Annotated in this window: 13 protein-coding genes; 9 read left to right on the top strand and 4 right to left on the bottom strand. The window is 39.4% G+C overall.

All coding sequences use genetic code 11. The features are described from left to right. Positions 1-138 precede the first annotated feature (138 nt). The 5 genes from TZ94_RS02890 to TZ94_RS02870 all read left to right on the top strand — a co-directional run bounded on the left by TZ94_RS02890 (position 139) and on the right by TZ94_RS02870 (position 5927). Complete coding sequence (locus TZ94_RS02890; protein WP_142321337.1) at positions 139-2325, top strand: PTS transporter subunit IIBC; 2187 nt, start codon at positions 139-141, stop codon at positions 2323-2325. A gap of 52 nt (positions 2326-2377) precedes the next feature. Further along, a complete protein-coding gene (locus tag TZ94_RS02885) occupies positions 2378-3196 on the top strand; it encodes an endonuclease/exonuclease/phosphatase family protein (RefSeq protein ID WP_045613945.1) in 819 nt (272 codons plus the stop codon). Between the two features lie 149 nt (positions 3197-3345). Beyond that, on the top strand, positions 3346-4071 hold the full coding sequence (locus TZ94_RS02880; RefSeq protein ID WP_045613943.1) for a CppA N-terminal domain-containing protein: 726 nt from the start codon (positions 3346-3348) through the stop codon (positions 4069-4071). Beyond that, positions 4068-5000, top strand: coding sequence for a serine hydrolase domain-containing protein (locus tag TZ94_RS02875; protein ID WP_045613941.1), 933 nt, complete (start codon positions 4068-4070; stop codon positions 4998-5000). The genes TZ94_RS02880 and TZ94_RS02875 overlap by 4 nt, the downstream gene beginning before the upstream one ends. 9 nt (positions 5001-5009) lie before the next feature. Next, positions 5010-5927, top strand: coding sequence for a DMT family transporter (locus tag TZ94_RS02870; RefSeq protein ID WP_045613939.1), 918 nt, complete (start codon positions 5010-5012; stop codon positions 5925-5927). A 51-nt stretch (positions 5928-5978) separates the two neighbouring features. Here TZ94_RS02870 and TZ94_RS02865 read toward each other — a convergent pair whose 3' ends face one another. Beyond that, entirely contained in the window at positions 5979-7262 is a 1284-nt protein-coding gene (locus tag TZ94_RS02865; protein ID WP_045613938.1) for a uracil-xanthine permease family protein, read from the bottom strand. 257 nt (positions 7263-7519) lie between these two features. Continuing rightward, positions 7520-8233, bottom strand: coding sequence for a 16S rRNA (guanine(527)-N(7))-methyltransferase RsmG (rsmG, locus tag TZ94_RS02860; RefSeq protein WP_045613937.1), 714 nt, complete (start codon positions 8231-8233; stop codon positions 7520-7522). A gap of 94 nt (positions 8234-8327) precedes the next feature. Between rsmG and TZ94_RS02855 the strand changes: the two genes are divergently transcribed. Both TZ94_RS02855 and htpX read left to right on the top strand, forming a co-directional pair. Beyond that, positions 8328-8888: a LemA family protein gene (locus tag TZ94_RS02855; protein WP_045613936.1), complete on the top strand. Its 561-nt coding sequence runs from the start codon at positions 8328-8330 to the stop codon at positions 8886-8888. Position 8889: 1 nt separating this feature from the next. Then, positions 8890-9789, top strand: coding sequence for a zinc metalloprotease HtpX (gene htpX / locus TZ94_RS02850; RefSeq protein ID WP_045613935.1), 900 nt, complete (start codon positions 8890-8892; stop codon positions 9787-9789). 43 nt (positions 9790-9832) lie between these two features. Here the strand turns inward: htpX and TZ94_RS02845 are convergent, their stop codons facing one another. Both TZ94_RS02845 and TZ94_RS02840 read right to left on the bottom strand, forming a co-directional pair. Beyond that, positions 9833-11392, bottom strand: coding sequence for an ATP-binding cassette domain-containing protein (locus TZ94_RS02845; RefSeq protein WP_045613934.1), 1560 nt, complete (start codon positions 11390-11392; stop codon positions 9833-9835). Between the two features lie 243 nt (positions 11393-11635). Then, on the bottom strand, positions 11636-11965 hold the full coding sequence (locus TZ94_RS02840; RefSeq protein WP_045613933.1) for a hypothetical protein: 330 nt from the start codon (positions 11963-11965) through the stop codon (positions 11636-11638). Positions 11966-12133: 168 nt separating this feature from the next. On the opposite strand from TZ94_RS02840, the gene TZ94_RS02835 reads away from it, so the two are divergent. Beyond that, on the top strand, positions 12134-12676 hold the full coding sequence (locus TZ94_RS02835; protein ID WP_045613932.1) for a YceD family protein: 543 nt from the start codon (positions 12134-12136) through the stop codon (positions 12674-12676). Further along, on the top strand, positions 12677-13306 hold the full coding sequence (gene nth, locus TZ94_RS02830) for an endonuclease III (RefSeq protein WP_045613931.1): 630 nt from the start codon (positions 12677-12679) through the stop codon (positions 13304-13306). Positions 13307-13390: the final 84 nt, after the last annotated feature.

Raw genomic sequence — 13390 nt, 5'->3', positions numbered from 1 at the left:
GAGATATTGAAATGATTGGACAGAAAAAAATTTTTAAAAAAGCCTTTACAAAAAAATAAAAAGTGGTATAATTAAGTCACAAACAAGTGCAAACGTTTTCGTAAAACGTTTGCCTAATAAATATAAAAGGAGATTTGAATGATGAAAGATACATTCAAAAATGTCTTGTCTTTCGAATTTTGGCAAAAATTCGGTAAGGCTCTAATGGTGGTTATCGCTGTTATGCCAGCGGCTGGATTGATGATCTCAATCGGTAAGTCACTTGCAATGATTGACCCAAACCTTGCTCCCCTAGTTATTACTGGTGGCGTACTAGAGCAAATTGGTTGGGGAGTTATCGGTAACCTTCATATTTTGTTTGCCCTCGCTATTGGAGGAAGCTGGGCTAAAGAACGTGCTGGTGGTGCTTTTGCGGCAGGTCTTGCATTTATCCTTATTAACCGTATCACTGGTACAATCTTCGGTGTATCAGGGGATATGTTGAAAGATCCTAACGCTATGGTTTCAACAATCTTTGGTGGATCTATCAAGGTTGCTGATTACTTCATTAGTGTACTTGAGGCACCAGCCCTTAACATGGGGGTATTTGTAGGGATTATCTCAGGTTTTGTTGGAGCGACTGCATTTAACAAATACTATAATTTCCGTAAACTTCCTGATGCCCTTTCATTCTTTAACGGGAAACGTTTTGTACCATTTGTAGTTATTCTTCGCTCAGCAATCGCTGCAATTCTTCTTTCAGCTTTCTGGCCAGTTGTTCAAACAGGTATCAACAACTTCGGTATCTGGATTGCCAATTCACAAGAAACAGCACCAGTTCTTGCACCATTCTTGTATGGTACTTTGGAACGCTTGCTCTTGCCATTCGGACTTCACCACATGTTGACTATCCCAATGAACTATACAGCTCTTGGTGGTACTTATGATGTGTTAACTGGTGCAGCAAAAGGCACTCAAGTATTTGGACAAGATCCACTTTGGCTTGCATGGGTAACTGACCTTGTAAACCTTAAAGGTACTGACGCAGGTCAATACCAACACTTGTTAGATACAGTACATCCAGCTCGTTTCAAAGTTGGACAAATGATTGGTTCGTTTGGTATCTTGATGGGTGTAATTGTGGCTATCTACCGTAACGTTGATCCAGATAAGAAACACCAATACAAAGGTATGATGATTGCAACTGCTCTTGCAACATTCTTGACAGGGGTAACTGAACCAATTGAGTACATGTTCATGTTCATCGCAACACCTCTTTACCTTGTCTACGCTCTTGTTCAAGGTGCTGCCTTTGCAATGGCTGATATTGTGAACCTTCGTGTTCACTCATTCGGCTCAATCGAATTCTTGACTCGTACACCATTAGCTATCAACGCTGGTCTTGGTATGGATATCATTAACTTTATTTGGGTAACAGTACTTTTTGCAGTTATTATGTATGTTATCGCTAACTTCATGATCAAGAAATTCAACTACGCAACTCCAGGACGTAACGGAAACTACGAAAATGCTGAAGGTTCATCAGAATCTGCAGCTGCTGGTGAGTCAAAAGTTGCAGAAGCTTCTCAAGCTGTGAACATCATCAACCTTCTTGGTGGACGTGCGAATATCGTTGATGTGGATGCATGTATGACTCGTCTTCGTGTTACTGTAAAAGACGCTGAAAAAGTCGGAACAGAAGAACAATGGAAGGCTGAAGGAGCTATGGGACTTGTCATGAAAGGACAAGGTGTCCAAGCTATTTATGGACCTAAAGCTGACGTTTTGAAATCAGATATCCAAGATATCCTTGACTCAGGTGAAGTGATTCCTGAAACTCTTCCAAGTCAAATGGCAGCAGCTCAAAAAGATGCTGTTGTATATAAAGGTGTGACTGAAGAAGTTTACTCAGTTGCTGACGGTCAAGTGATTGAATTGGACCAAGTGAAGGATCCTGTATTCGCACAAAAAATGATGGGTGATGGATTTGCAGTAGAACCAGCAAACGGAAACATTGTATCTCCAGTATCAGGTACTGTATCAAGCATCTTCCCAACTAAACATGCTCTTGGTCTTGTGACTGAAGCAGGCCTCGAAGTACTTGTTCACATTGGTTTAGACACAGTAAGTCTTGAAGGAAAACCATTTACAGTTCGTGTTGCTGAAGGACAACAAGTTGCTGCAGGTGATCTTCTTGTCACAGCTGACTTAGGTGCTATCCGCGAAGCTGGTCGTGAAACTACAACTGTAGTTGTCTTTACAAATGGCGATGCAATTAAATCAGTTAAATTAGAACAAACAGGTTCTCTTGCAGCTAACACACCAGTTGCAAAAGTAGAATTGTAATATTTAGGAGGTTGGAAGTATTTTTCCAACCTCTTGTTTATAGGAGAAAAGCATGAAGTTTTTAACACTCAATACTCATAGTTGGATGGAAAAAGATCCTGAAGAAAAATTTCAGCTCTTGTTGCAAGATATCCTTGAACACAAGTATGATTTGATTTGTTTTCAGGAAATTAACCAAGAAATCACCTCAGAGCAAGTAGAGGCTGGTCCACTTTATCATCCGTTACCTTCAGCAGAACTGATTCACCAAGACCACTATGTCCGCCTTATGGTAGAGAAATTAGCTGAAAAAGGACTGAAATACTATTGGACATGGGCTTATAACCATATCGGTTATGACCGCTATCATGAAGGTGTTGCAATCCTATCTAAAACACCGATTGAAGAGCGTGAGATTTTGGTTTCAGATGTGGATGATCCGACAGATTATCACACACGACGAGTTGCTTTAGCAGAAACAGTAGTTGAAGGTAAAGAACTTGCTGTTGCGAGTGTCCATCTCTCTTGGTGGGATAAAGGCTTCCAAGAGGAATGGGCGCGTTTTGAAGCAGTTCTGAAAGAATTAAATAAGACTCTCTTACTAGCAGGTGATTTCAATAATCCTGCTGGCCAAGAGGGTTACCAAGCTATTTTAGCTAGTCCACTAGACTTGCAAGATGCATTTGAAGTTGCAAAAGAAAGAAGTGGTAGCTACACCGTTCCGCCTGAAATTGATGGTTGGAAGGGAAACAGCGAACCTCTTCGAATCGATTATATCTTTACAACAAAGGATGTGCAGGTAGAAAAACTTCACGTGGTCTTTGATGGTAAAAACAGTCCACAGGTGAGCGATCATTACGGTCTACAAGCAACACTATCTTGGAAAGACTAAATAAGGATTTTTAGTAAATAAATAAGTCCCCCTTCTGTCAGTAGAAGGGGGATTTATTTATTTAAAGAGTTAATATAGTTAAAGTTTTTAGTTGAATAACTTGTAAAATAAGATAAAATCCTTTAAAATAAAAAGTGTTGGAGGAATTTATGATTGTAAATCAAATTGTGCGTATGATCCCGACGCTAAAGGTAAATAATAGAAATTTAAATGAATCATTTTATATTGAGACTTTGGGTATGAAACCCTTGCTTGAAGAGTCAGCCTTCTTATCATTAGGAGACCAGTCAGGCATAGAAAAGTTAGTTTTAGAAGAGTCACCGAGTATGAGAAGCCGTAAGGTTGAAGGGGTAAAAAAATTAGCTAGATTGATTGTAAAAGTAGAAAATTCATCTGAGATTGAAGCGCTACTAGCTAGAATGGAAAAGCTTCATCAACTCTATAAAGGAAACAAGGGATATGCTTTTGAGGTTCTTTCTCCAGAAGGCGATTGTGTCCTTGTCCATGCGGAAGATGATGTTAGAGATTTGGAAAAGGTTGAAGAAGAAGTCACTTTTTCAAAAGACGAGAACATGCAATATTTGACGGCGTTTGAAATCTCAGTGGAAGTTAACTTGCCAGAAGATACAAGCAGCCTACTTGAAAAAGAAGAAATCGAAAATCGAATCGCTTTTAGAGAAGCTCAAGGCGGTGATTTACTTGTTGAAAATAATGTAACTTGGGACTTGTCTATGTTGAAATTCCAAGTGAAAGAACTTGACCTAGCAAGTCTTCGCCAACGTTTTGAAGCTACAGGTGACTTTATTCCTAAATCTGAGAAGTTCTTCCTAACTAAGGATACCAACAATGTCGAATTGTGGTTTGAAGCAGTATGAAACAAAAAATCATTCAAAAAATAGAGCAACAAATTGAGGCAGGGATTTATCCTGGTGCCTCTTTTGCGTATTATCAGTATGGCGTTTGGTCTGACTGGTATCTAGGTAAAGCAAATCCAGAAATTGCTGAGAAGACGCGTGAAGGGTTGGTCTATGATTTAGCAAGTGTGAGCAAGGTCGTCGGAGTAGGAACGGTCTTAACCTTCTTGTGGAAGGAAGGTAAGATTGAGCTCAATCAATCCATAAAGGCGTACCTTCCAGAGACGGATTATCCAGACATCACCGTTCGACAATTATTAACTCATGCGACGGATTTAGATCCTTTTATCCCTAATAGAGATCAGCTCTCAGCAGACCAACTTAAAGATGCCATGTTTCATCTGAATCGTCGAGAGAAACGAGCTTTTCTCTACTCGGATGTGCACTTTCTCTTGCTTGGTTTTCTCTTAGAATCCTATTTTGAAAAGGACCTGGATCAGATTTTACAAGAGCAAGTTTTGGATCCATGGAAGATGAAGGAAACGAGGTTTGGTCCTGTAACCAGTGCTGTGCCGACTGCTCGTGGTCAGAAAGCAGGAGTGGTACATGATCCCAAGGCGCGTTTACTAGGTAGACACGCTGGGAGTGCAGGTTTATTTTCAACTGTTCATGATTTAAAAATCTTCCTAGAGCATTATTTACAGGATTCCTTTGCTGAAGACTTAAGTCAAAATTATTCAGACTTGGATGACAAGGAACGTTCATTGGCTTGGAATATAGAAGGTGAATGGTTGGACCATACAGGCTATACTGGAACTTTTATCATGTGGAATCGAAAGAAACAAGAGGCAGTAATCTTTCTCTCTAACCGAACCTATGAAAAAGATGAGCGTGCCCAGTGGATATTGGACCGTAATCAAGTCATGGACTTAATACGTGAAGCAGACTAGGGAGGACTTATGTCTAAAGCTTTAAAAGGAACTCTATTTACAGTCATTGCAGGTATTGCTTGGGGACTGTCAGGAACCAGTGGGCAGTACCTGATGGCTCAAGGAATTTCTGCTCTTGTTTTAACCAATATTCGTTTAATTATCGCAGGTCTTCTCTTGGTTCTTTTATCTTATATAAAATCTAAAGAACAGTTTTTGGCTTTTCTGACGGATAAATCAAGTCTGTTTTCTCTCTTGTTATTTTCTTTGTTTGGGCTCTTTTTAAATCAATTGGCCTATTTATCAGCTATTCAGGAAACAAATGCTGGTACAGCGACAGTCCTTCAGTATGTCTGTCCAGTTGGAATCTTAGCTTATACTTGTATAAAAGATAAGGTAGCCCCTACACTTTCAGAAATTCTGTCTATGATTTTGGCTATAGGTGGAACTTTTCTCATTGCAACCCATGGGCAGTTGGATCAGCTTTCTATGATACTAGCTGGACTCTTCTGGGGTTTGTTCTCAGCTCTGACCTATGCTCTTTATATCATTTTACCCATTCATTTGATTCAAAAGTGGGGGAGTATTCTAGTCATTGGTGTTGGGATGACCATCTCTGGGTTTGTAGCGGTGCCATTTACTGGGATTATCGGTGCTAGTGTCCCCTTAGCTTTTGATACCATTCTAGCTTTTGCAGGTATTATCCTTATTGGAACAGTCTTTGCCTATACAGCCTTTCTTAAGGGTGCCAGTATGATTGGACCGGTCAAGTCTAGTCTTTTGGCATCTATTGAGCCCATCTCGGCAGTGTTTTTTGCCTTTATGATTATGGGGGATATCTTTTATCCAGTAGTTTTTCTTGGTATGACAATGATTTTACTAGCTGTAACCATTATTTCATTGAAGGATTTAATGTTAGAAAAGAAACAGAATCCAAAAAGGTCATAAAAAATCCACTCTTTATTTGAGTGGATTTTTTATGTTTAGAGATTTAAATATTTAATCTTTATTTTCGTATGGTAAAATCAAGTTCAAGATGATACCTGTCATAGCTGAAAGAGCAGTCCCAGAAAGGGTAACTGGACCAAGTTTGAGGATTGCTCCACCAAGTCCAAGTACCAACATCGCACTTGCGATGATTAGGTTACGCATTTGACCAAAATCAACACGTTCCTTGATCAAGACTTTCAAACCGTTGCTTGCGATAACCCCGTATAGAAGGATTGACATACCACCAAGTACAGCGTTTGGAATTGTAGAAATCAAGGCAGTAAATTTACCAAGGAAGCTAAGGGCAATAGCGATAAAAGCAGCGTTACGGATAACAGAGACAGAAGCGATGCGAGTCATACCAATAACCCCTGTATTTTCACCGTAAGTCGTATTTGCTGGTCCACCAAGGAAGGCAGAAACAGAAGTTGCGATACCATCACCGAGAAGGGTACGATGAAGACCTGGGTCTTTCAAGAATTGGCGTCCACAGATTTGACCTAGAACGGTGTGGTCACCGATATGTTCTGAAATGGTTACGATAGCGATTGGTAAGATGGCGATTGTTTCAGGACCAAAGTAAAGGTCGTATTGTTTGAAAGCACCACCTGTATTAAATGGTAGGTAGAAACCAGGAATTTCAAACCAGTTAGCTTGAAGAACAGGAGTGAAGTCAACCAAGCCGAGCGCTAGGGCAAAGAGATATCCACCAATAATGGCAAAGAGGAAAGGGATGATACGAAGGAAACCTTTTCCCTTTGTATTGATAAAGGCAGCAATCAAGAAAGTAACAACGGCTACAAGAGCGTTTTTCCAGTTTCCGTCTGCTACAAGCCCAGCATTGGTTACGGCAGAACCAGCAAGTCCAAGACCGATAACAATAATCATTGGTCCGATAATGATTGGGGGCAAGAGTTTATCAATCCATTTTGTACCCGCGAAACGAACACTTGCAGCAACAAGGACATAAACAAAACCAGTTAGGATAACCCCTGTCTGAGCAGCAGATACATCACCACCCATTTCTTTCATGGCAAGTGACATAGCTGTAATAAAGGCGAAAGAAGAACCAAGATAAACAGGAACTCTAAAACCTGTTGCAATCATATAGATGAGGGTACCAACCCCTGAAGCAAAGAGGGCAACGGATACAGGCATTCCCAAAATCAGTGGGACCAAAATTGTTGCACCAAACATAGCAAAAACGTGCTGGAAGCTGAGAAGAATTCCCTTACCAACAGACGGACGTTGGTCGACGTCTAATAACAAATCAACAGTTGATTCTTGTTTCATAAATACCTCACTTTTGGGCATCAAAAAAGAGCCCATTATTTTACAGCAATAGGCTCTCAGAGTAAGACTTCATTAAAAAATAATTGACCGTATTTAATGAATGTTATGTATATCTGCGTCTTCGTCACCTCACGGGATGACATTAAAAACCTTTGCTTAGGATAGTATAGCAGAAAAAATTCGTTTTGTAAACGAATTTTTCCCGAGCCTAGAAATAGGAAAGCGAGGTTGATTCTGCAGATTTATTTATAATTCCTCTAAAGCGGGCGTTTATTTGGCATACCTGCTTTTCTTGGATATTTATTTGGAGTTTCTTTTTTCTTATCTACTACAGTAATATAGCGAGGATCTCCATTGGGAAGAGTATAGCTGATGTTGTCCTCAACTTTGCTAAAGAGAAGGGTAAGAGCATTTTTTGCCTCTGCCAATTCCTCGGGTGCATTGCTTGCCTTGAGTGCCAGTAATTTTCCACCGATTTTTAGAAAAGGAATGGTTAATTCAGATAAGACCTGCAGACGAGCAACTGCTCGAGCTGTGACGATATCAAACTGGGCACGAAAATTCTTGTCTTGACCGAAATCTTCTGCACGTCCATGGTAGAAGTGAACATTTTCTAAGTCTAACTCTTGTGCTAAGAGATTAAGGAAGTTGATTCGCTTGTTTAGAGAGTCAATAATGGTTATATCTAACTGAGGGTAAAGAATTTTCATAGGAAGGCTTGGAAATCCAGCACCAGCTCCAATATCTAATAACTTAATTTCCTGATTTTCAATCAACCCTTGCAGGATAGGTGCAATCGAATCATAAAAATGCTTGAGATAGACTTCTTCCTTATCCGTAATGGCAGTTAGATTGATTTTTTCATTCCACTCGACTAAGAGTTCAAAATAACGCTCAAATTGTGCTTTTTGCTGGTCAGTAAGAACAATATTTTGTTCAGTGAGTAATGTGTAAAAAGTTTCTGGTTTCATAGTTATATCCTTCTTGTATATCATCTTATTTTACCACAAAAACATGGAAATTTGATATACTTGTACTAATCAAAAGGCAGAAAGGAGCTTTATGATGAATTGGATTTTTTATGGACTTCTTGCGCTAATTATTTTCTTGGTAATTGACTGCTATAATAAATTGGTGAAAAATCGTATGCAGACCAAGGAAGCTTGGAGTCAGATTGATGTTCAGTTGAAGCGTCGAAATGATCTCTTACCGAACTTAATTGAAACAGTTAAAGGTTATGCGAAATATGAAAACTCTACTCTGGAAAAAGTTACTCAACTTCGAACACAAGTAGCTGCAGCAACTACACCCGCGGAAGCCATGAAAGCTAGTGATGCACTGACTCGTCAGGTATCTGGTATTTTTGCGGTTGCAGAGAATTATCCTGACTTGAAGGCTAGTAGCAATTTTGCTCACTTACAAGAAGAACTGACTAACACAGAAAATAAAATTTCTTATTCACGTCAGCTTTATAATAGTGTCGTTAGCAACTACAATGTTAAATTAGAAACTTTCCCAAGTAATCTGGTTGCGACTATATTTGGCTTCAAGGCAGCGGATTTCCTTCAAACTCCAGAAGAAGAAAAGGCTGTGCCTAGAGTTGATTTTAGTGGTTTAGGTGACTAAGATGCTGTACAAACAAATCGCTAGTAATAAACGAAAAACTTGGGTTCTATTAATTGTCTTCTTTCTTTTGTTAGCCTTGGTTGGTTATGCTGTTGGTTTTCTCTTCATAAACTCAGGAATATGGGGAGTGACCGTAGCCATGATTATCGGTTTCATCTATGCCTTGACCATGATTTTTCAATCTACAGAGATTGTCATGAGTATGAATGGTGCGCGTGAGGTTGATAGGAATGAAGAACCTGTTCTCTATCATGTTGTTGAGGATATGGCTATGGTAGCTCAGATTCCTATGCCACGAGTTTATGTTATTGATGACCAAGGTTTGAATGCTTTCGCCACAGGTTCGAATCCTCAAAATGCTGCTGTTGCTGCTACGTCAGGACTTTTAGAGATCATGAACCGTGAGGAGTTAGAAGCCGTGATCGGCCATGAGGTTAGCCATATTCGCAACTACGATATTCGTATTTCAACTATTGCTGTTGCTCTAGCTAGTGCGATTACGCTATTATCAAGTATGGCTGGTCGTATGATGTGGTGGGGAGGTGCTGGCCGTAGTCGTAGAAGTAATGATCGTGATAGTTGGGGACTTGAAGTGATTATGTTAGTAATTTCTCTCCTATCCATTGTTTTAGCGCCTTTAGCAGCAACTTTAGTGCAATTAGCTATTTCTCGCCAGCGGGAATTTTTGGCGGATGCTTCGAGTGTTGAACTAACTCGTAATCCTCAAGGGATGATCAATGCTTTACAAAAATTAGATAATAGTCAACCCATGAGTCATCATGTGGATGATGCTAGTAGTGCACTTTATATCAATGATCCTCAAAAACCAGGTTTCTTGAAAAAACTATTTTACACGCATCCACCTATTTCAGAACGGATTGAGCGTTTGAAACATATGTAAAAAATATCCAGAGGTTTTCCTCTGGATGTTTTATTTCCAAAAGTTAAAGGTCTTGTAAATCAACTACTTCCAAACCATGCTCTGTCAGACTATAGATACTCGTACAAACTTCTTTTAAGAAACGTCGATCATGCGAAACAGTGACAAGACCACCAGAATAATTGGCAAAGAGTTTTCTTATTTCTGGTTGAGAAGTTGGAGAAAAATTTCGTGTGGGTTCATCCAGAAGGAGAAAGTTTGGTTTACGTAGAACTAAATTCAAAAGAAGGAGTTTGCCTTGTTGACCACCAGATAAGGAGTTGATTTGGTGGTGCATCTCTGGATAGCTGAAATTAAGACTGGCTAAGTGAGATTGGATTTTCTGTATTTCCTCTTTGTGTCCAGTTTGGCTGAGAAATTCTACTGGGGATAGATCCAATTGCAGTGTTTCTTGGTAATCTTGTGGCATAAATCCAAGCAAAATCTCTCTTTTGCCGCTTAGTAGTTGATGTAACCTTGCTAAGAGAGTGGATTTGCCAACGCCATTGGGACCGATAATGCCGATTTTATCTTGACCACGGACAGTTAATTGTAGCCCTTGAGACAGAATTTGTTGGCCAATGGATAAAGTCTCATTTTCTAGTCTAACTAAGACTTTTGAAGCCGCTAATGGCTCTATATCTGAAAAGAAAAGTTGGATTTGTTCCTCTTCAAGTGGCTTTTGGGTCATGGACTGAGCTACTTTTTCGTAGCGTTTTTCTTGAGAAAGAACATTTTTCATCTTTTTAGCTAATAGGCGACCGGCAGTACTGTCTTTGGTAGCTCGAAGTGCAGTTTCTACATTTTGCTTGACGCGACGATGCTTCTCCATGGTTTTGTCATAGGCTCTCTGGTCGTTAGCAGCTTGCTGGCTTTGTCTGGCAAAATTAGCCTTTCTCTGGTCACTATAGCTATCGTAGTCTAAATGCTCGACTAGCGTTTCCGCTTCTTTCCGGTGCTTGATCAGTCGCAAGTGGATAATTGTGTCTGCCGTCTGAGATAGAAAATCTTCATCATGAGAAATGAAAATAACGGTTTGCCTCATTTTTTGAATCTGTTTTTTTAGCCAATCAACCATCTCTATATCCAGGTCATTTGAAGGTTCATCTAAAAATAGAATCGCAAAAGGTTTTGCTAACTCATGGATGAGTTGAACTTTCAAAGCTTCGCCACCTGATAGACTGCCAATTTCTTGGTCACTAGCGAAGCGATCACTATCAAAATGCAACTCCTCCGCCAAACGATAAAGAATACTGTAGTCCAAATCTGTAGACTCTAAAAAGAAGTAGTCCTGTAGAGATTTTTTCTTCAGTTCTTCAGGGAGATGTTGGGGAATGTAGGCCAGGGACTGAAGGTCAGATTGGATTTCTCCCCTGATAGAGAAATCAGCTAATCTTTCTCCCATTAAAGTTCGAAGTAAGGTTGATTTTCCATTTCCTTCTTCACCAATAATAGCGACCTTTTCTCCGTCTTGGATGTTAATGTTTAAATCGGAAACAAGGTCTCTTAAATCTTTGTTTTGTGTAATGGTCAGATGATTGATTTTTATCATATTATTGCCCTTTCTAGAATGTCCATATTGCATAACAAAAAGCTCTACTTTACCTAGTAGAGCTAATCGTCTATGTCAAAAAAACTCTTTTAAAAGGGCTGAAAATCCAGCAGAAAAAGAGCACACAAAAAAGAGACAGAAACAAGATCTACTAAATAAAGGTTCTTTATTTGATAGACTTAGTTGTTCATATCTCCCTTACCTCCGAATATTGTTGCAATCATCATACTCTTTTTGAGAAAATTTGTCAAGATTAAGCCAGAAAATCCTCTATTTTTAAAAACCAAAAACAGGTCCATAGAGTGTCAAAACGTGCTTAACTTGAGCGTAGTGGAACTTGTCATAGTTTCTCCAAGCAGTGCGGGCTTGGTCATTTAATTTCAGTGAACCAAGTCCAATTAAAAGACTAATCCGTTGGTAAAAAGATTCCAGTTCAATTAAGATGGCGTTGTCTACTTTCTCAGCTTTTTTAAGTGCTCTGAGAATTTCGTCTATATTTTGCTGTAAGCGTAGATCATCAGGTAATCCCTGTTTACAGCTTTGTATTGTTTGGTTTAATTTCGAAACTAGTTGATAGGCTTCTGTTAAAAGAGCTTTGTCTTCCATATGAGCGTCCTCCTTTGCTCATGTATTGATGCCTATAGTATAGCACAAAAAATAAAATTGTCATAATAAATATATCAAAAAATAGAGAATGATTTTTTGAAAGTTTAGTTGCCTTGCTAGCGCTCTTTTCATGGTATAATCAAGGGAGTAAATCTTTATGGAGGAAGTATGAAATTAAATATTCAAGAAATTTGTAAGCAGCCTGAAGGCTTGCACTTTGAGCAAACTTTAGACTTGGCAACTGACTTACGTGCTCGTAATCAAGAAATTTTAGATGTAAAAGATATCAAAGCAGTAGGGAAGGTTCAGTACGAAGACCGAATGTTTTTCCTAGACTATCTCTTGTCATATACAATTGTCCTAGCTTCTAGCCGTAGTATGGAACCGGTAGAATTGAAAGAATCATATCCAGTAACGGAAGTCTTTATGGAAGGTGCTACCAATCAACTGGACCAAGAAGTTCTAGATGATGACTTAGTATTACCGATTGAAAATGGTGAAATTGACTTGGCAGAGAGTGTTTCAGATAATATTTTGCTCAACATTCCAATCAAAGTCTTAACAGCTGAAGAAGAAGCTGGCCAGGGATTTGTTTCTGGAAATGACTGGCAAATCATGTCTGAGGAAGAATATCAAGCTCAACAAGCAGTTAAGAAAGAAGAAAATAGTCCTTTTGCAGGTTTGCAAGGACTGTTCGACGGAGATGAGTAGATGGTTTTATCCAAAAAACGTGCACGTCATGTCATAGAAGAAATTATTGCTCTTTTTCCCGATGCGAAACCAAGTCTAGATTTTCGCAATCATTTTGAATTGCTAGTTGCAGTCATGTTGTCTGCTCAGACGACAGATGCTGCAGTCAACAAGGCCACACCAGCCCTCTTTGCAGCTTTTCCAACGCCTCAAGCTATGGCAGATGCAAGCGAGAGTGAAATTTCTAAACATATTTCTCGTCTAGGTCTCTATCGCAATAAGGCTAAGTTTCTTAAGAAATGTGCCCAGCAGTTACTAGACGATTTTGATGGTCAAGTTCCTCAGACTAGGGAAGAATTAGAGAGTTTGGCAGGAGTTGGCCGAAAAACAGCCAATGTAGTATTAAGTGTGGGATTTGGAATTCCAGCTTTTGCAGTTGATACTCACGTAGAACGTATCTGCAAACACCATGATATTGTTAAAAAATCTGCTACGCCACTTGAAGTTGAAAAACGTGTCATGGAAGTCTTGCCACCAGAAGAATGGTTGGCGGCCCATCAGGCTATGATTTACTTTGGTCGTGCCATCTGTCATCCCAAAAATCCAGAATGCGAACACTATCCACAATTGTACGATTTTAGTTCTTTATAAGACTTAGCATTGAATGTTTTTGCTTGCTTTGCACTAGGCTTTGTGATATAGTAAGGACAATAAAATATTCCTTTAAACCTGTCC

Source organism: Streptococcus infantis, from assembly GCF_000960085.1.
GTDB classification, from domain to species: domain Bacteria; phylum Bacillota; class Bacilli; order Lactobacillales; family Streptococcaceae; genus Streptococcus; species Streptococcus infantis_C.
The sequence above is the reverse complement of the archived record's forward strand: the minus strand, read 5'-3'. Positions and strand labels throughout refer to the sequence as shown.